Annotated in this window: 12 protein-coding genes; 11 read left to right on the plus strand and 1 reads right to left on the minus strand. The window is 39.3% G+C overall.

Annotated features, from left to right (window positions below):
• The first annotated feature begins 222 nt into the window (after window positions 1–222).
• The 11 genes from KZP23_RS13615 (at window position 223) to KZP23_RS13665 (ending at window position 19,770) form a co-directional block, all read left to right on the plus strand.
• Entirely contained in the window at window positions 223–1,869 is a 1,647-nt protein-coding gene (locus KZP23_RS13615) for an FAD-dependent oxidoreductase (protein ID WP_226332267.1), read from the plus strand.
• 329 nt (window positions 1,870–2,198) lie between these two features.
• Window positions 2,199–3,875 (plus strand): sodium/sugar symporter, encoded by a 1,677-nt coding sequence (locus KZP23_RS13620; RefSeq protein WP_226332268.1) that lies wholly within the window; start codon window positions 2,199–2,201, stop codon window positions 3,873–3,875.
• Window positions 3,876–4,688: 813 nt separating this feature from the next.
• Window positions 4,689–6,317 carry a sulfatase family protein gene (locus tag KZP23_RS13625; RefSeq protein ID WP_226332269.1) on the plus strand — a complete coding sequence of 543 codons (1,629 nt, stop codon included), beginning with the start codon at window positions 4,689–4,691 and terminating at the stop codon, window positions 6,315–6,317.
• 168 nt (window positions 6,318–6,485) lie between these two features.
• On the plus strand, window positions 6,486–12,044 hold the full coding sequence (locus KZP23_RS13630; RefSeq protein ID WP_226332270.1) for an AAA domain-containing protein: 5,559 nt from the start codon (window positions 6,486–6,488) through the stop codon (window positions 12,042–12,044).
• A gap of 271 nt (window positions 12,045–12,315) precedes the next feature.
• Window positions 12,316–13,116: a hypothetical protein gene (locus KZP23_RS13635; protein ID WP_226332271.1), complete on the plus strand. Its 801-nt coding sequence runs from the start codon at window positions 12,316–12,318 to the stop codon at window positions 13,114–13,116.
• 200 nt (window positions 13,117–13,316) lie between these two features.
• Complete coding sequence (locus tag KZP23_RS13640; protein WP_226332272.1) at window positions 13,317–13,562, plus strand: AbrB/MazE/SpoVT family DNA-binding domain-containing protein; 246 nt, start codon at window positions 13,317–13,319, stop codon at window positions 13,560–13,562.
• On the plus strand, window positions 13,553–13,876 hold the full coding sequence (locus tag KZP23_RS13645; protein ID WP_226332273.1) for a type II toxin-antitoxin system PemK/MazF family toxin: 324 nt from the start codon (window positions 13,553–13,555) through the stop codon (window positions 13,874–13,876). Before KZP23_RS13640 ends, KZP23_RS13645 begins: the two co-directional genes overlap by 10 nt.
• Before the next feature lie 424 nt (window positions 13,877–14,300).
• Window positions 14,301–14,984, plus strand: coding sequence for a hypothetical protein (locus KZP23_RS13650; RefSeq protein ID WP_226332275.1), 684 nt, complete (start codon window positions 14,301–14,303; stop codon window positions 14,982–14,984).
• Between the two features lie 438 nt (window positions 14,985–15,422).
• On the plus strand, window positions 15,423–16,304 hold the full coding sequence (locus KZP23_RS13655) for a TlpA family protein disulfide reductase (protein WP_226332276.1): 882 nt from the start codon (window positions 15,423–15,425) through the stop codon (window positions 16,302–16,304).
• A gap of 352 nt (window positions 16,305–16,656) precedes the next feature.
• A complete protein-coding gene (locus KZP23_RS13660; RefSeq protein WP_226332277.1) occupies window positions 16,657–17,265 on the plus strand; it encodes a toxin-antitoxin system YwqK family antitoxin in 609 nt (202 codons plus the stop codon).
• A 1,002-nt stretch (window positions 17,266–18,267) separates the two neighbouring features.
• Window positions 18,268–19,770: a pyruvate kinase gene (locus KZP23_RS13665; protein ID WP_226332279.1), complete on the plus strand. Its 1,503-nt coding sequence runs from the start codon at window positions 18,268–18,270 to the stop codon at window positions 19,768–19,770.
• 245 nt (window positions 19,771–20,015) lie between these two features.
• Here the strand turns inward: KZP23_RS13665 and KZP23_RS13670 are convergent, their stop codons facing one another.
• On the minus strand, window positions 20,016–20,903 hold the full coding sequence (locus tag KZP23_RS13670; RefSeq protein ID WP_226332280.1) for a tetratricopeptide repeat protein: 888 nt from the start codon (window positions 20,901–20,903) through the stop codon (window positions 20,016–20,018).
• Window positions 20,904–21,032: the final 129 nt, after the last annotated feature.

Consider the following 21,032-nt stretch of genomic DNA (forward strand, 5'->3'; position numbering starts at 1 on the left):
TGTCAATAGTAGAATCCCCAGCTTTTAATACTTTGGAGCTGTCTTTGATCCCACAGATTAGTCAAAGACTGGATACCAAGGCTATTAGAAGAATGAAACCTTTTTTTAGGACTTTTATTAATTAATTGGATATAGCTGACTGAATTTTGAACGCATTTGATATCTTCAATGCTTAAATGATTGATTAACTAGTTTTTATCTCCGATTAATTAATAATAACCCATGAAAACCTCCCTGTTTTTATTATTTGCTTTTTTTATAAGTTTCTCAGGATATCCCTTTATACAAAAGGAAGTATATAAGACAGATGTGGTCATTTATGGAGGAACTTCCGCTGCAGTGATGGCTGCTGTGGAAGTAGCCAAATCAGGAAAATCAGTAATTATAGTGTCCCCAGATAAACACTTGGGGGGATTATCCTCATCGGGTCTAGGTTTTACGGATACTGGAAAGAAGGAAACCATTGGTGGCCTGGCCAGGGAGTTTTACCATAGAATTTACCAATATTATCAGGAAGAAGAGACTTGGAAATGGCAGAAGCCTGAGGAATATGGGAATAAAGGACAGGGTACACCTGCCATTGACGGGGAAAACCGCACCATGTGGATTTTTGAACCCCATGTGGCTGAGCAGGTTTTTGAGGATTTGATAGCTGAAAACGATATTCAGGTATTTCGGGATGAATGGTTGGACAGGGAAAATGGGGTGCAAATGGAAGGAGGGAAAATCCAAAAAATCAGTATGCTCTCTGGAAAGCGCTTTGAAGCAGAAGTATTTATTGACGCCACATATGAGGGGGATTTGATGGCGGGATCAAAGGTCTCCTATCATATTGGCCGGGAATCCAATGCGCAGTATGGAGAAACATGGAACGGGATCCAAAAGGAAGTCTTTCATCATGGTCACCATTTCAAAAGTTCTGTAGATCCCTATTTGGTAAAGGGAGATCCCAGCTCTGGTCTTTTGCCCTATATTCAAGCCACTGAATATGGGGAAAATGGTCAGGGAGATAATAAGATCCAGGCCTATTGTTTCAGGCTTTGCATGAGCAATCATCCAGATAACCGAGTTCCTTTTCCAAAGCCGGAAGATTATGATCCGGCCCATTACGAGCTTTTGGCCAGGGTCTTTGAGACAGGCTGGGATGAATGGTTCAATAAGTTTGATGCCATTCCGAACAGAAAGACAGATACCAATAATCACGGCCCATTCAGTTCGGATTTTATCGGGCAAAACTATGCCTATCCTGAGGCTTCCTATGAAGAGCGCAGGGAAATAATTGCAGCCCATGAACGCTACCAAAAGGGACTGCTTTATTTTGTTTCCAATGATGATCGGGTGCCGGAAAAGGTGAGAAAGCGTATGCAGGATTGGGGACTGGCCAAGGATGAATTTACCGATAATGGGAATTGGCCACATCAGCTTTATATCAGGGAGGCCAGAAGGATGCTGGGGCAGGACGTGATGACAGAATTAGAGGTGATGGGCAAAAAGGAAGTCAAGGAGTCCATTGGGATGGGGTCTTATAGCATAGATTCCCATAATGTACAGCGCTACCTTACCGAAGAGGGCCATGTGCAAAATGAGGGGGATATAGGTGTTCACCCTAAGCAACCCTATTCCATTTCTTTTGGATCTATTTTGCCTAAAGAGGAAGAATGTAAAAACTTATTGGTTCCGGTATGTGTTTCCGCTAGCCATTCGGCCTTTGGCTCGGTGAGGATGGAGCCTGTTTTTATGATTTTGGGCCAGTCTGCTGCGGCTACTGCAGTATTGGCCATCGATGCAAAGTCTTCCGTGCAGGCAGTAGATTACCAAGGATTGGAACAAAAGCTGCTAGAGGAAGGTATGGTGCTGCGCTTGGATTAGCTTTGTCAGGGCTGTGCCTTGCTTATATTTATTGGTCGGTATTTCTCAAGTTAATATCCGCTTGGATTTTTGTGTATAATCAATGTATTGAGAGGACGGTATATATTTATCTCTAGTCCAAAATAGCGCTGGATTGCTATGACTAAAAGAACAAATGATTAAAGGACCCTATGCTCAAGTTGATCTATTGCATGTTGAGTAGAGGCGGATTAAGTTGTGTTTTGAATGAATTGTGGCATTTTAAAACCGATTTTTAATATTAAAATCGAATTTTAATACCCTTCTTTGTAGTTGATTTTAACTAACATCAATTCAACAATAACTATTTTATGGAATTTGCCATTTGGGACAAAATAATCTTTATCACTTATGGACTGATCATTATCGGTATTGGTCTGTGGGTCTCCAGAGGAAAAGGAGGAACTTCAGAGGACTATTTTCTTGCCAGTAAATCACTGCCTTGGTGGGCAATTGGTGCCTCATTGATAGCAGCCAATATTTCGGCCGAACAGTTTATCGGGATGTCCGGTTCCGGCTTTGCCGTAGGACTGGCCATTGCCTCTTATGAGTGGATGGCAGCGCTGACCTTATTGATTGTCGGAAAGTATTTTCTGCCGGTATTTATTGAGAAAAAACTCTATACCATTCCGGAGTTTGTGGAGGTGCGCTATAGCACTACCTTAAAAAGTATTTTGGCAGTCTTCTGGATCTGTCTTTTTGTATTTGTCAACCTTACTTCGGTACTATACCTAGGTGCTACGGCCTTGGACACCATTATCGGTGATGGTTCCGGCTCTATTTTTACCTACTGTATTTTTGGCTTGGCCCTATTTGCTGCTGCCTACTCCCTCTATGGAGGGCTTTCAGCTGTTGCCTGGACAGATGTGGTGCAGGTAGTATTGCTTGTCGCAGGTGGTTTTATCACGACCATCATCGCCCTTTCCCATGTGACTGAAGGTGGTGGGATCATTGATGGCCTGGTGACCATTTATGAGAAGGTTCCTGAGAAGTTTTCTATGATCCTAGAGAAAGGGGAGATCATCACACCGAACGGTAAAGATGCTTGGTGGGACCTGCCAGGGCTTGCTGTATTGGTAGGAGGGCTTTGGGTTGCCAACCTTTATTACTGGGGTTTCAACCAATATATTATCCAGAGAACTTTGGCAGCCAAAAGCCTTAAAGAATCCCAAAAAGGGATTGTCTTGGCGGCTTTCTTGAAGCTATTGATTCCTTTGATCGTCGTTATTCCGGGTATTGTGGCCTTTGTCTTGAACAGTAGCCCTGATGGAGCTGTAGGAGCAATGTACACGGATGGTTCCTTTATCAGTGAGACAGGGGCTATTATCAATGATAATGCGGCGCCATGGTTGATTAAGGAGTTTGTGCCTACTGGTTTGAAAGGTTTGGTACTGGCGGCACTGGCGGCAGCCATTGTTTCCTCCTTGGCTTCTATGCTGAACTCTACCGCAACCATCTTTACCATGGATATCTTTAAGCCTTATTTCGGTAAAAAAGCTTCCGAGCAAAAACTGGTAAATGTAGGTAGGCTTTCAGCCTCTATTGCCTTGGTGATTGCCGTGATTTTGGCGCCCCAGTTGAAGAGCTTGGGACAGGTATTCCAATATATCCAGGAGTATACCGGTATTGTGAGTCCAGGGATTTTGGCGGTGTTTATGCTGGGCTTGTTCTGGAAGAAAACCACCAACAAAGCCGCCATTTGGGGTGTGCTGATTTCCATTCCATTGGCCTTCTACTTTAAGGTGGCCCCTAATGGTTGGTCAGAAAGTGCCTTCTTCCTAAATCTGCCATTTATGGACCAGATGTTCTATACCTGGATCCTGACCATGATCTTTATGGTGGTATTTAGTCATTTGGAAACCAATGGCAAGAACCATCCCAAAGCGATTATCATCAGCAAGAACCTGTTCAAAACCGAACCCATCTTCAATATCTGTAGTTTTGCTATTATCTTGATTTTGGTGATGCTTTATGCCATGTTCTGGTAGAGGTGTTTAAAGAATTAAAAGGAAGGCAGCTGACGAATCAGCTGCCTTTTTTGGTTTTTAAAAGGGTGGGCATAGCAAAGGGAATTTGGCTTTAGCGGTAAGGTCTTGCTTCTCTTTTCTGTATAAGTCGGCTAAAGCTGGAAGTTTGGATTAGTTTTTTCCCGGCCCTGCCTATGATAGCGATCATAATGTGATAGATTTTATATAAGGCAGGGCCGGGTTGTCAATATGCTGCCCCTTCAGGGCAGGGCCTCTTTAAGGGATCTGTGATACGAAAACATTGTTTTCAAAAATACCAAAGCGGGCGGACTGATCCGTTATGGCGGAAGCTAGCAGAATACAGTTGATTACTGTTTTTTACTTACATATTTGACAGGAAATTTGATCCGTCTTGCAGATTTTGGAGGTTAAGAAATTTAAGAAGTGGGTAGGGAAAGACACAGGCAAGCCTGTCTACCGACCAAGGTAGATTTGACGAATAAATTAAAAAAAGGTTCAATGCTAAAGATTATTAGAAACTGTGTACTTCTTCACTCAGCTTAAGGGTAAAAGGGTAAATCAATTGCTTTTTATCAATGACATTAACTTTAATCTGATTATCCGCAATGATGCTAGCAACCTTAAATCCTTTGCTTAAGTGGTCGGGAGTTTGAAGACTAAAGACCGAAGCAGTTGATATTTTAACTAAAACCAACATTTCGATTCGCTTTTAACCTTTACTGGTGCAATTGCGGATATACATTAACTTTAATTGTTAAATTAGTTGCCACAATAATTCAGATAAAAATTACTTTAACAATACCCCTGGCCTTTATGAAACCAAAAAAACATCTTCTCCTTTCCCTACTTTTATTAAGCATCCTGGCTTCCTGCCAACAGGCCAAGGAAGATACCGAAGCCAAACAGCCCAATATCATCTTTATCATGGCCGATGACCATGCCTACCAGGCCATCAGTGCCTATGGACATGGACTGAACGAAACGCCCAATATCGATAGGATAGCCCAAGAAGGGGCCATCTTCAATAGGGCTTATGTGACCAATTCCATCTGTGCGCCCAGCCGTGCGGTGATCCTTACCGGGAAGCACAGCTTTATCAATGGCAAGGTGGATAATGTGCAGCCCTTCGACTGGGGGCAGGACAATTTTGCCAAGCAGCTCCAGGCCAATGGCTATGAGACCGCCCTGATCGGCAAGATCCACCTGGCAGGCCTGCCACAGGGATTTAACTATTCCATGGTATTGCCGGGGCAAGGACATTATTATAATCCCGACTTTATTGTGGATGGGGAGCGAAAAAGGTTTGAGGGCTATGTGACCGATATTACCACCGATGCCGCCCTGAACTGGCTCAAAAACGACCGGGACCAGGAGAAGCCCTTTATGCTGATGTTCCACCAAAAGGCTCCCCATAGAAACTGGCAGCCGGCACCCGAATACCTGACCCTTTTTGATGATAAGACTTTTGATCCACCGGCCAACTATTTCGACCAGAAAACCAACTATAATGGTCGGGGCACAGCGGCCAAGACCCAGGAAATGGAAGTGGATGGACATGCGAGGTGGGGCCATGATTTTAAGATGGTGGTAGCTCCCAATGGTGATAGCACGGGCTTCCATCGGGAGCTGGCCAGGTTCAATCCCGAGCAATTGGCCGCTTGGAATGCCGCTTATGATCCCAAAAACGAAGCCTTCAAAAAGGCCTTTAATAAGGGTGAAGGAGTTGATTTTGGGAAGGACAAGGAAGATGAGGTGGCCATCTGGAAGTTTAACCGCTATATCAAGGATTACCTAAGGACCATTCAGTCCGTGGATGATGGTGTGGGAGAGGTGCTGGATTACCTGGAGGAAAATGGCTTGGCAGAAAATACCATTGTGGTCTATACTTCCGACCAAGGTTTTTATCTAGGCGAGCATGGCTGGTTTGACAAGCGCTTTATGTATGAGCAGTCCTTTAGGACCCCGCTATTGGTGAAGTACCCCAAGGAAATCAAAGCCGGTACCCAGATCAATGAGTTGGTACAGAACCTGGATTTTGCACCTACCTTCCTAGACTATGCAGGGGTAGAGGTTCCTGCCGAGATGCAGGGCGAGTCCTTCAGGCATTTGGTGAGTGGGGAGGACAAGGACTGGCGGGATGCCATTTACTATACCTATTATGAATATCCTTCCGTGCATATGGTGAAGCGCCATTATGGGGTGGCCACCAAAAGGTATAAGCTGATGCATTTCTACTATGATATCGATGAATGGGAAATGTATGATCTGGAAAAGGATCCCGAGGAGATGCACAATATCTATAATGATCCCGCCTATGCAGAGGTGCAGGAAATGATGCATAAGAAGCTGACCGAGCTAAGAAATGGCTATGGGGACAGTGATGAAAATGACCAGCGATACCTGAAAGAATATTTAGAAGTGGTCAATAAGCGGAATAAGTAATTGTTTGCTAGTGGGATTTATTTAGGAATAAGTCAAAAATACCCCAGATGGGGTATTTTTTAATAAATAAGAATTTTTTAGTTTTGGAGGATATGTCCAAAGGATATTTTAAAATAAAACTCACCAAAGGTACACCAAGCCAACAACTGGCAGGGGCTTTTTAAACCTTTGGTTTATAGATATACAAGTTGGGCAACATGCAAAAAGCCGACCGCACATTCAGGCACATTTGGTTTTGCCGACACACAATGCCAAACGCAAAAAACCAAAAGAGCCCGAATTTTTGCCAACGCTCGACAGGAAATTGATAAAATGGCAAAGGAAGAATTGAGTGAAATGAAAAAGGATAAATACTTACAAATATTTAATTACCTCAAAGAGTTCTCGAAACTTAGAAGTAACCCTGTCCGCGACATTGACGCTCAAGAAACACAATATCCTGAGAAATTTTGGCTGAACGACATTCCCGATAATGAGCTTTTTGAAAACGTTATCAGACCCGACTTCAATGAAGACAATGACTATTGGTTAAAAGTAAGAAAGCCTAAAGAGCCAGCGAAACCAGAATTTGCCAAGCTTACAGAAAACTTGGAAAAATGGATTGACAGGCCAACATTATTAAATGAAGAAGATGAACCCAAGTTAAAGGAAACACTTGAAATCAATGGAGAAACTCTTTCAATTGAAGATTTCCCAGACCTTGAAAAAGAATTACAGCAATACATTGACAAAAAATGGATTGATGACCTCATAGAATATAACGAGAAAATTGAAGCATACAGAATTGAACATGAGAAGTATGAAAAATTAAACTCTGTCTACAAACAACTATTCCGAATATTCAACAAAACCCAGCAATTTGGAGAAGAGTACGAGTTGGTTGTTGGTGTCGGACTATTGAACTTCAAGGAGAATGATGAAAGACCGAAGATTTTCAGACATATTTTAACCCAAAGAGTCGATATTAACTTCGAGTACTCTCAAAAGGACTCACAAATTTTCGTTTCACCAAACTTAGAATCTGCACCCCAAATTGAAACTGATTCCATCCTTGACTTATTTGATCAGTTTGATTCGCAAAACATCATAGATGCCGAAAAGGCTGTAGAAAACTACATTAAAGAGAAAAATATTGAAACAATTTTTAGCAACACAGAAGATGCCCTACAAATGTTTGCAGAAAGGGTTTCTCCTGATGGTAGCTATAACCATTTAATTGAAAAGCCAAATAGAACACCTTCAAAACCAAATATCACTTTTTCCCCAGCTCTCTTACTTAGAAAAAGAAATACTCGAAGCTTTACCGCTCTATATGAGAAGATATTAGAGAATATTGAAAATGGTGAGGATAGCCTTGAAATTCCGACAATAAATGACCTTATAGGCATCCACCCAAATATTGAAGATGATAATTATTCACCTGATAACTCATCAAATGGTTCACAGATTGAGCCAATATTTTTCCCTAAGGAATACAATGATGAACAATTAGAGATAGTTGAAAAAGCCAAAAGAAGCAATAAGGTTCTCGTTCAGGGCCCTCCAGGTACAGGAAAGTCACACACTATTGCCAATTTAATTTGTCACTTGCTCGCAAACGGTAAAAAAGTTCTAATTACCGCCTATACAAAAAGAGCATTGGAAGTTCTAAAAGATAAGCTTCCACCTGAATTTCAGGATTTGGCAGTAAACCTTTTGAGTGGGGATTCATCTTCCATCCAAGACTTACAATCAAGTGTCAATGCTATAAATGATGAATTGTCAAGAGCTAATTTGTCCCAGTATCAAACAGAAATTAATGAGTTTGAAAATGAGTTAAAGAAAACAAGGGAGTTAATCGCTGAAACATCTACCGTTCTTGTTAAAATAAAAGAGAAAGCCATTAGAAAACAGGAGATTAACGAGAAATACAAAGGTTCTTTAACTGAAATTGCTGAGCAATTAGAGCAGGATGTGGAAAATTTTGCCTGGTATAAAGATTCTTTTCAGGATATCCAAGATTTTGAAGCAATAGAGGATTTTGGGAACTATATACAAAAGAAAAATTACTATCAAAACGTTGATACCATTGAGTATAATTATGAAATTCCGGAAACTGAAAGATTGATTTCTCTGGAAAATTTGATGATTTATAGGGATAAATTCGATAAATTTTCAAGAACCTATCCAACAAAGAATGATCACAGGTCAATATTTAGTCAAGACTACGAAAAATTAAAAAGCAAACTTTCTGAGCTATTAGAAACTTTCAGTAAAATTGAATCGATAAATCTTTCCTTTAAAGAAGATATTGTTGAAAGCTACTTAAATAACCAACAAGGAAAATGGACTTATAAAATCCAGAGTACTGATAGAATTCTAAAGAAAATTCGGGAGTTTGATTTTGAAAAAATAGACCGTGATATAGAAATTGAATTTTTGCAAAAGAGGAGCATAAAGCAATTAAAGTATGATGCGCAGATTTTACTAAATTATCTCAAAGAAGGCAATACTTTGTCTGGGTTCATATTCAAACTTAAGAAACCACTTTTACCTAATGAGATTAAGGAAAGATTATATTTCGTAGAAAATGTCTTAGTTAATGGTAGTCCATGTGACACAATTCAAGAGTTTGAATTGGTAATCAAAAATTTAGAACTAAGTCAAGATTTTGAAGAGCTTGCAGAAATTTGGGGCGAAAATTCTGGAAGCTCAAAATATGCAATCCAAAGGAATTTTTATTCCCAAATTCGTGAAAATGTAACTAAGGTATTAAATGCGATACAAGTAGCCTCAAATCTTAAGTCCGAGATAACTGAAATACCTGCTCTAAATAACAAAAAGGATAGAATTAGTTTAAAGGAGATTGAAGCATTACTTTACGAAGTAGAATACAATCAATTGCTTTGGGATTTAGAGGGATTAAAAGAAGAAATTGAAAAATCAAAAGTAATTCTTAATGGCATAAATGTTCACCCAATAAAACATAAGATTCTTGACTCGTTTGAAAAGATAGATCCAAATCTGTTCAAAGAGACTTTATTTGAAATTAAGGAAATTAGAATTGATTACAATAATTTTAAGGTCTTCAAAGCGATAGAAAATAAAGTAAAGGTAAATTTTCCTGAACTTTTTGAATCTATAAAAGAAGCTGCTTTTGAAGTGCCTGATCTTAAAAAACTACAAAAAGCGATTTACTTCAGAAATGCACAACACCAGCTTGAAAAACTGATGGATGTGAATTATGAAAACCGACTCATTCAGAAACTAAATGAATTAGAACTAAAGGAAAGAAAGCTGACTGCAAAACTCGCTTCAAAGAAAGCATGGTATAAAGTTGTTGAAGGTTTACAACAAAACCGCTCTTTAAGACAGCATTTAGATGCGTGGGTAATGGCAGTAAAGAAAATTGGTAAGTCAGGAAAAGGAAAAAGAGCAATGAAGTTTCGGAAAATTGCTCAACAAGAAATGGAACATTGCAAAGATTCTGTTCCTTGTTGGATTATGCCTTTATACAAGGTTGCCGAAACGATACAGCCTGAACAAGAAATGTACGACTATGTAATTATTGATGAGGCCAGTCAACTTGGGCCTGATGCGATATTCCTACTCTACATTACAAAGAATATTATAATCGTTGGAGATGACAAGCAGACTTCACCTGAATATGTTGGTGTGGATGCAAACACTATGACACCTCACATAAAGCGACATCTAAATGGAATCCCGTTTTCTGATTATTACGGTACAGAGTTCAGCTTTTTCGACCATGCTAAATTTTTCTGTGATGGAGTTACCGTTCTTAGAGAACATTTCAGATGCATGCCTGAAATAATTGAATTTTCAAATCGTCATTTTTATGCACCTGATGGAAAAGGGCTTTATCCACTTAAACAATATTCAGAAAATCGTCTTGAACCATTGATGGCAGAGTTTTGTCCCAATGGCTACACAGAAGGCAGAGGAGCAAGAATTATAAATGAGCCAGAGGCAAATCACATTGCTGAAACAATTGGGAAGTTAGTCGAAGACGAAAACTATAATGGGAAGACAATCGGAGTGATAACCCTTCAGGGAAATCAGCAAGCAAGTGTGATTGAAAACCTACTCCTGAAAAGAATTGGAGAAAAGGAATTTCATAAGCGTAAAATTGTTTGCGGAAACTCTTCATCCTTTCAGGGTGATGAAAGGGATATTATCTTTTTAAGCTTGGTTACTGCTCACAATCACAATAGGTCAGCACTTGTGAAACCAGAAGACGAAAGACGGTTCAATGTTGCAGTAAGTCGAGCCAAAGAGCAGATTTATTTATTCCATTCGGTTCAGTTGGACGATTTGAGTAATACAAATGATTTACGTTACAAGCTATTAGACCATTTCAAAAATTACAACTCCTATCAACCGATTTTCAACACGCCAATAGAAAGGCGAATGGGTACACAACCTGAGCCTTTCGACAGTTGGTTTGAAGTTGACGTTTACAACGATATTGTAAGGAAGCAACTTAGCATAATTCCTCAATACGAAGTGGCGAAAGGTCGATACAAGATTGATATGGTTGCTCTATTACCTGATGGAACTAAAATAGCCATAGAATGTGATGGTGATAAATGGCATGGCCCCGAACAGCATCAAAAAGACATAATGCGCCAAAAAGTACTTGAAAGATGCGGTTGGCAGTTCTTTAGAGTTCGTGGCTATGAGTATTACACCAACAGAGAGAAAGCATTAGATCCCCTTTGGAATATGATTCCTATATTTGAAGAGAAAGAGATAGAACCCCTTTCAGATTATGGCTACCAGGAATCTAATATTCAACAGGAAAAAGAATTAAGAGCGGATGATTCATTAGATGTGCAAAGTTCAGATTTAGTCATTGACGCATATGATGAAGAAACTTCCGAAGAACAATTTGAACCGATTGATTCACGACCAAGAACAGATAAAATACTTCGATACTTCAACCTATTTAAATCAGGGATATATATTCTTACAGATAAAGAGCCATTGGAAGCTGATTATGTAATTCCAATACAAGAAATTTACCAGACAGGTTTTCTTCTACAATGCTATAAATCAGGTCATGTCAATAAAGTCCATATTCCAATACTTCTTTCAAGGAGAATTGGGAAAGAGTATATGAATGGATTGAATAAAGATGGCGAGTTGGTGCATATCGAAGCTGTTGAAAATGAAAAAATCATTGGCATTTACTTCAATGAGAATGGTCGTAGAAAATTCAAAGCCCATTTGACCGAAAACATTTCGACACGGGAGCAACTTCACTTGCAAGGCTACAAAGTAATTTACAATGATTTTGACCGTATAGAATACAATGTCTTGCCTTTAGATATCTACAATGACATTAGTCGATTAGTATTCCAAAGTTTTACTGCCAATGGAAAACCAGTTGATAATAATTATTACGAATCTGAATGGTCTATAATTAAACGGCATTCGAAAAAAGACCAAGAACCAGTAGTAGAACGAGTAGAATTCATTCCAAACTCTCTCTTTGACAATAGAGTCGAACTTAATAGCACAGTTAAAATCAAATTCCTTAGTAATGAAAAGGAATTGAAAGTGAAATTGGTTGACTATCCTACTAATGGTGCTGAAATTATTGATGGAGTGCAAATTGTAAATATTATGAAGCCTTTAGCTGCTTCAATAAAAGGTAGAACAATTGGAGACAGGGTAACAATAGGCGACACAAACAGTGAAGTTGAAATAATTGAAATAAGATAACCAATGACTCCAACGCTCAACAGCCACACACATTGCCAAGCCGCTCAAAGCCAACGCACCAGCCAAAGCTTGTCAAAGAGTGTGTTTGAGCCAACGCACAGACAGAAAAGAAAAAGCACGATTGCCCAACATTGTGTATAAGCAATAGCGGGTTTAGTGATATTTTGAAACATAATACTATTAATCAAAGGTCGGTGCTATCTGACAGTTTAGTGGCTTGAAATCCGCTACTGCTCATACACGAGACCGTCGTGTGCAATTAGAACAAAAAATGAACACTTTCAGAATATTATTTTTAAGTATTGCTCTTTTTTGGGCTAGTTGTGCTCAAAAGAATAAATCTAACAATGAGGGTGCAAGTCTAAAAGAAGATACTATTTTGAATGATAGTATCCATCCAACAAAGGCAATAGCCAATAAAGAAACTCAAGAAAGAAATTTACGATTTCTGTTTTATGCAAATGGTGGATTAATTGGCTATTTTAATGACGGAACAATTACTGGCTGTCCGAGATGTGATTTAATTACGGAAAATATTACAGCATTATATAATAAAGAACCCCACTCTAAATTCAAAGTAGAGAATGGTTTCTTGATTTCAGCATCAAATGATTCTACTTTAATCAATGCTATGACCAAAAGAGAATGGGCAATAATTGAATATGAAGACCAAATAGACAATCCAAAATCTAAATTGGCAGATGAGTTTATTAACGGCTATGTAAAAAACATAATGAAAATGAATGAGGCGCTAGGGATTATAGAATGGGTAAACTCTAACAAGCTTTCGACAAATAGTTTTAAATCAAACTTAACTCAAATAATCAACCAAGCATATGAAAAGGAACCGGATTATGGTTTAGGCTTCGACCCAATTTTAGATGGAAATGATTTTCCTGACAAGGGTTTTCAACTTGATAAGATTAAACCAAATTCTAATTTTTTAATTTTTAGCGGAATTGACTGGGAAGAGTATAAAGTTACTGTAAAAGTAAAGAAAGTAGATAATCAATGGTTAGTTGAAGGCTGTGGAATTGTGAACATTCCAAGTTCAGAGCAAATGAATAAATAAAACTGCACACATTGTGTATAAGCAATAGCGGTTTTAGTGCTGTTTTGAAACTTAACTCTTTAAATCAAAGGTCAGTGCTATCAGACAGTTTAGTGGGGTAAAATCCCCAACTGCTCATAGTCCAACCGTTGGCATTAATACGGAACGAATTTTGATACTTTAATAAAATGTAGTTACTTTGTAATAACATTTAAGGGCTTATGGAAGCATCAATAATCAAAATCGGAAATTCAAAAGGACTTCGTTTAAGTAAGACCATTTTGGAAAAATATAACATCAAGGACAAAGTGGAACTTATTCTTGAAAAAGGACAAATCATTCTCAAACCAATTGCCTTACCTAGGGAAAATTGGGAAAAGGAATTTAAAAAAATGAGTGAAAACGGAGACGATAAGTTGCTGATGAACGATATGTTCGAAGACGAAAATCTTGAGGAATGGATTTAAAACAATACTCAATCGTTCTTGTCAACCTTGACCCGACCATTGGAAGCGAAATAAAAAAAACAAGACCTTGTGTAATCATTTCGCCAAATGAAATGAATAAGTACCTGAACACAATAGTTCTTGCTCCAATGACTACCAATTTAAAAAAATACCCAACTCGAGTTTCGGTCAAACACAAAGGAAAAAAAGGAATGGTTGCAATTGACCAAATTTGGACAGTTGACAAAACCAGAATAATCCGAGTTTTTGAAAACCTAACCGAAACGGAAATTGGAAAATGCAAAGAGGTAATGAAAGAAACCTTTGTTGACTAAAAAGCACTAATGCAACCCCGACTAGGTGTAGTCTGTGACTACACCTTCCTATCCTTGAAATTTGTAATTCCAGTAGGCCTGAGCTATTTTCAAAAATACTATAGCAAACAAGATATACCTTGTTTGCTGGATTCCAAGTAGTAGGATGGGTTGAAAAAGATAATTCAAGTGCAAGTAATTATGAGGGAATAAAAGGCCTTATCAAAGTGGATTATTGGGGTAATACAGCTTGTGATAAACTGCTAGTCATGGATATAGGCCATTGCAAATGGCCAGCTTAGGTGAAGATGCTAGATAGGGATAAAGAAGATATTAAGGTGTAGATGCCATCTACACCTAGGCTATGAATCTAAATATGGGATCAAGTATTGCCCATGAACAAGAGAGGTTGTATTTAAAGCGAAATATAAAATAGGGCGGAAATTTGGAACATAGGTATTATATCAAGTCTCGGGGGCAACAAATTCAAATTCAGTTTTTGATTGGTTTTGCGGCCTTGCTGCTGGTGCTGCTGGTCTTTTGGGTTTCATGGTCTACGGGGATTTACCTTATTGGGGTTTTGGTCTTTACGATCGTCTTGTCCATCATTGCTCCCTTTTTTGATGTGCCTTCCTTAAGGGAAAGCGGAAAACTGAGGTACCATTCCCTGCTGTTTTTATCGGAAAAGCCAAAAAATGGAATCGTTCAAATTCATGGGGGAACTTTATTCGATTATGTGTTTGTGATCGATGGGAAGCTGCATGGCAAAGAGCGGCAGCGATTGATTATCCAGCAATATCTGGAGGGGCTATTGCACTTGATAGAAGAAATAGAAAGCCAGCAATCGGATGATATGATTATCCGTGGGACAAGCTATATCATTAATGAAAGAACGGCCCGGAAGATGGGCTTTAAGACTGTGAAAACTGATTTTTTACAAAAGCTGATTTTACTTTATAATTTCTTCAATGTCCTGATAAGTGCTTCCATTGCGAAGGGGAGATTCACCCTTCCCAAATTGAGGGATACCCGAACCTTTGAGGCGAGTCTTCATGAGCTGGTAAAAAGGAAAGTCTATATCAGCAACTTAAATGAAAAATTTAAAAATGTCCTGGCCCATACCCTTTGATAAAGCTATTGGGGGATATAGAATGGAATAATGATTAGGTAGCTAGTAAAATTTATTTGAGAATAAGTCAATGATACCCTGCATGTGGTGTTTTTTTTTATAAGCATAGTTTTTCTTAGATTTAAGAAATATGTCCATTTACAGATGTTAATTAAGTGTTTGTAAATTGATAATGTGTTTTTAAATAATCTGATTATCCGCTGTGATGCCAGTAACCATAAATCCATTGATGAAGTGGTCGGAAGACGGAAGATGGAAGACAGAAGACTGAAGTAATTGCTACTTTCATCAAAAGGATTGTTTCGATTCCCTTTTAATATTTACTGGTGCAATTGCGGATATAGATATTAAATAAATTGGAAGGCTTTTTTGAAAATTTAAACTTAGGCGATATAAGCAAATTGCCTAAATAAGCTCGTGATACAGTATAAGATACTCATGAAGAAAATACTAATACCAAGTGCTTTACTATTATTGATTTCAGTCACATCTTTTTCCCAACAAAAAAGTGATTTAGATGAAGCACAATTGAATCAGGGGTTTCCGGTGGAAATTGATTTTATCAAGGATCAAATTAATCTAAAAAATGTTACTCAATCTATATTAGACACTCAAATTGATTCGCTACAGGTTAAATTTGGCGGATTTACACAAGGCGTGAATGATGGGTATTGGATTGCATTGTTGAATAACGAAAAACTATTAAAATTTAGTACACTTTCTCCTTCAGATATTCAGACAAGGAACTTGATTGATACGCTCACGCTAGAATATGATAATTCCTCAAAGAAGATTTCGGTATTCATTAAATACGAAAAAGGCTCTGATAAAGTGCGTTACAGATGGCTAGATGGTAATATATCATCGAAGGTGATGATCGTCAGAAAGAATGAAAAAGCAGTTGAGTTAGGAGAAAAAATGCCCAACTTCCAAGTCACGTCACTCAATGGGAATACGATTAGTATTGATGATTTTAAGGGAAAGTATTTAGTTATCAATTGGTGGGTAACGAGTTGTGGACCCTGCATTGGTGAAATGCCTGGGTTAAATGAACTTTTTGAAAAGTATCAGTCAGATGACCGAATAGAATTTCTAGCAATCGCATGGGATTCAGTTGATAAGGTAAATAAATTCTTGACAAGGAGAGCGTTCAACTATTATCAATCAATTGGAGCAACTGAAGTAGCGACAATTTTAGGTGAATCATTTCCTAAGCACATAATTGTTAATCCAGATGGATTAGTTTCATTCTATAAAGAGGGTGGAAATACTAAAATACATACTGTAATTGAGGAACATCTTAGCAAAGAACTAAATTAAAAGCTGTATAACAATATGTATGAAATCAACAATGGGCAGTGCTCGAAGCAAAGCTACGATTCTTATAGGATTGTTGGCGTGGATTAATATAAACGAAGAAATGAGCGGTTAAGATTACAGATACATACAAGCAATATTTTTGAAAAGCGAATTTGCAGTTTCCCAATGATGGATGTCTGACTTGCTAGAAATATAATATGATGCCCGAATAGGTGTAGCCTGTGATAACTCCTGGCTATCTTTGGAATTTGTAATTCCAGTGGCCGTGAACCCTTTTTAGATATGGGTAAAATAAGGCCATGTTGTCCACAGTTATCCATATAGTTTACTTTTAATATTAATGACAAAAAAAATGGAAACGTTATTCTTAATCTTAGGACTAATATGGTCCCAAGTTGCATTTGGACAAATTGTTTATAGTCCTGTATTTATTGATCCATGTACGGAAGAACCTGCGAAAAGCAGGGTGTTTTGGATGATAGTAGATGCTACTAAATATAATGGGGGAAATTATGTAGGAAGGCCTGGGCCTACTATTACACTTCCCAAAACAGGCAATTATATTCTAGACTGCCGAGCTGTTTCAGAAGCACCAATTAATATATCTATCAGTACACAAGAAACAGTTCGAGATACCTTCAACCTGTCTCAACTGCAAAGTATAGTTTGGATAAAGCCCAGTAAATCGATTGGAAATACCCCCAATATACCACCTAAGTATTTTGTTTGTAGTCCCGACAACCTTGCCAATGGAAAAGTAATGGATTACTATCGTAATGGGAAGCTTAGAGAAGAAGGGACTTTCCAAAACGGAATATTGATTGATACCCTGAGAGTCTATTACAGAACGGGAGAACTTTATAAGCTTGTCACTCCTAATGGAGATGGATACAAAGGAGTAAGGTATACTATTGATGGCAAGGTAATAGATATAGCACCATCACTTAAGAGAATTTTCTGAAAATTCAACAATCAAGCCATATTTCTCCCGGTTATTGGGCTGGTCCATTTAGGCTTATAGGTCACGTTTGCTGTTGGGCTTGTTCAATACCTCAATTTAATACCTAAAAACATCCCTTAAAAATACTATTCAAGTATAGGCCATAGAGGAGGTATAGTGGGCATATAGAGGAGACATCGTGGGAACGTCTAGGGAACGTCTAGGGAACGTCCAAATTTTATTTGGTTGTTACTGAATCCTTTAAATTTGCATATTTCCAAGAAATAATTTACCTGTAGGTAACGTATCCCCAAGGAATACCCAAGGTATCTACTAGGAAAAGGCTAGAGAGCTATGTGGGCTGTTTGATAATATAATTCTGCCAAATTCAGTCAAATAATGTTTTTCTTTTGATGAGCAGTCAGGGATGACTTGGGATTTGGTAATGGGTGATTTGATATTTTAGTCGGACGGGATCGATCAAGTTCCCGCTGTTCCAAGTCTTTAGCGTAGCGGTGACTTGGAACGATTAATACTGGGAGTCTCCTGACTCCCAATTTTGATCTATCAACCAATAGGATGGCTTTGTTTTGGGACATTGTTCGACCCCTTTGGGGTCGTGGGGATTTTTTGTAATATGACGTTTACGTATGTTTTACCCCTTTGGGGTAAGTGGCAAATCGATTTTAGGTCAATATACCGTTAGTCAACTAGTAATTCTTTAGACTGGCATTTGTTAACATCGCAAAAATTATTCCTCCGGTCAATATTTTAGGTTCTCCTGTATATAGAACTACCATTCCTGTTTCCTTTAAGGAGCTTCCTGTAGCTTTGGGAGGCCTTCCTGTTTGATCGGGGCACCCATAACCCTTACAGGAAGGTGCAGATGGGTATAGGGCTTCTTATACGTATATGTAGGGCTAATGACCGGCCCTATTTTATATTCCCCTTAATCCACCTTTATCCCCATAAATCTCCTTAAATTAGACCAAGAGGGCAATATAAGCTAAACTTAAGTTGAAAATGGACACTAGGAAATTAGTAAAAGAACTTTCGGAAATTCTTGCTGAGATCATTGACAGCGAAACTTTTATCAATGATTATATCAAAAATGTCCATCCCTATTATCAGCTCAGTGCCAAAAACCTCATGCGTTACCTGGTCCTGCGCAATAAGGATCTGAGGAAATACCATGGTCCCTTGTCTGACCTTGGGGTTTCTTCCCTGAGATCTGGGGAAGGTTATGTGTACAGTAACCTCTTCAATGTGGTCAGGAACCTGCACCTGATCCTAAATACCCCATTCTCCTTAAAATATGATTTGGAAAGCATCGGTTATACCAAGAGTTTTGAGCTTATCCGCCTGCATGCCAACAGCCTATTCCACGAAGCCAAGAAGGAGCATTTCACTAAAATCATGGTCACCCTGCCTGATGAAGCCGCCGAGGATAAAGGCTTGATCAAGGACATGATATTGAGCGGTATGGAGATCGCCAGGATCAACCTGAGCCATGGAGATAGGGGAATCTGGAAGAAGATGATCGCCAATATCCGGGCAGCAGAAAAGGAAACCGCTCGCAAAATCAATATCTATATGGACCTGTCTGGTCCTAAGCTTCGCACGGCTAAAATTGAATATGTTTCCAAGAAGGGTAAAGTCAAAAAGAGTATGCCTGTAGAGCTGGGAGAGCAAATTATACTGGCCAAAAAAGAAGCTTCTCATAAAAAGCAGGACAAGGAAGGAAAGGTGATCCGCGTCCAACTCCATCAGGTGGTGGATGATGCCAAAATAGGGGACACCATTTTATTTGACGATGGGATGGTCAAGGGAATCGTCATTGATAAAAAGGAAGATCAACTTAAGCTGGAATTGACCGAATGTCATCAATCCAAAATAGGCTCCCACAAAGGAATCAACCTGCCCCAAACCCAGCTGAACCTTCCTGCCCTGACCAAAAAGGACCAAGCTGACCTTTCTTTTGTTTGCCAATATGCAGACATACTGGGGTATTCCTTTGTGCGGACGGCAGCGGATGTTCAGGTACTGTATCAGGCGTTGGAAGAGCAGCAGGCGGAGCATTTGGGCATAGTCTTTAAAATAGAAAACCAGGAGGCTTTCGAACATCTGCCGGAAATTTTGATCAAGGGCATGGAGCGGGATAAAATCGGGGTGATGATCGCCCGTGGGGATTTGGCGGTAGAGATAGGCTTTGAAAGGATTTCCGAGGTGCAAAATGAAATACTGTGGCTATGTGAGGCGGCGCATATCCCGGTGATCTGGGCCACCCAGGTACTGGAAAACCTGGCCAAGACCGGTATTCCCACCCGGGCAGAGATCAGCGATGTGACCCTGTCCGTGCAGGCGGAATGTGTCATGCTGAACAAGGGACCCAATATTCTCCATGCCATCCGGGTATTAAAAGATATCCTGTTCAGGATGGAAGACCATAGCCATAAGAAAAAGAATGCCATGCGGGCGTTGAATGTAGCGAGCCAGTTTATCAAAAAGCAGCGGCCTGGGGGATAGGCGGAAACATTTTGTTTTTTAACCACAGAGGGCACTGAGGATGGAGCTGTCTCACAATTGTCATGCTGACGTAAGGAAGCATCTCTTCCAGTAATGATGTAGAAAGAGATTCTTTCATGAGAGATTCTCTGCTTTCGGCAGACAAGTTCGCTTCGCTCAGAAAGACAGATTTTTTAATTTATAAGGCTGTATCTAAAATGTCTATCGGTGGTTAAGGTGAATTTTTGTATATGGAGAGCAGGGGATTACTTTAACCTGCTCAAAATCTTATTGAACTTGCTGCTTTCTTTGATCTCATCAAACATGGGTTCGTTGATCAATTCTGATTTGGTGAGGTCAGAAAGTTCCACGGACATTTCCAGGTCCTTCAGCGCCTCACTCTTATTGCCCAGTTTGGCATTGGAGCAGGCCCGCTGCCAGTAGGCCAGGTAATATTCAGGATCGATTTCAATGGCCTGATTGGAAAGGGAATTGGCCCACCTGATTTCTCCAATGTCCAGGAGTCCATCAGCCTTATAGGTCAGGGCTTCCACATTATTGGGCACCAGTTCCAATATTTGATCATAAAGGTGTATTTTTTCCTCTATTTTGTCTTCAATGGAGACCCTTCTCCAGATGCTTTGAATTTGGTTGGTGACGGCCAGTTTTTCCTGGGTTTTCATCAGTTCATTGGTCCGCTTTTTCAGATCGATTTCCAGTTCCGTAAGGCGTTTTTCATAATCAGTGGTAGCTTTATTGATCTTGTCCTCGGTAATTTGTTCCACCCTTCTTTTGATATCGCTCAGGGAGCGCCAACCGATGACTACCAGGATAGAGGCTGCAATGGTGATGATATAGAAAATATTATTGGTGGTGTCCGTGGTATATCTCATGGCCCGGTCAGCACTGTTCAGTTCTGCGGCGGTGATTTTTTCTACCGTTTCCTTTTTTAGCTCCGCCTGGCTTTCCCTCAATGTTTTGAGCTCATCCAGGATATAGCGTTCTATAAATGGTTTAAAGAGTGGGTCTTCAAGTTGTTGGGTGCTGTCAGCTTTTTGTGCCAAGGCATTTAGCTGTAAAGCCAAAAAAAGGATGCAGGTCAAGGCAAATGTGCTTGTACCGATATGCTTTTTGATCAATAGTGAAATCCTCATTGCTTGAAATATACGTTTTGTCACGGCTTAATAAATAAGATAAGGCTGTCTGAGAATTCTCAGACAGCCTTATCCAGCGCGCGAATATAGTTCAAGAAAGTGAGCTTGCCAAAGCTTTGACCTTGACGC

The sequence above is a fragment of the Echinicola marina genome (assembly GCF_020463795.1).
GTDB lineage: Bacteria > Bacteroidota > Bacteroidia > Cytophagales > Cyclobacteriaceae > Echinicola > Echinicola marina.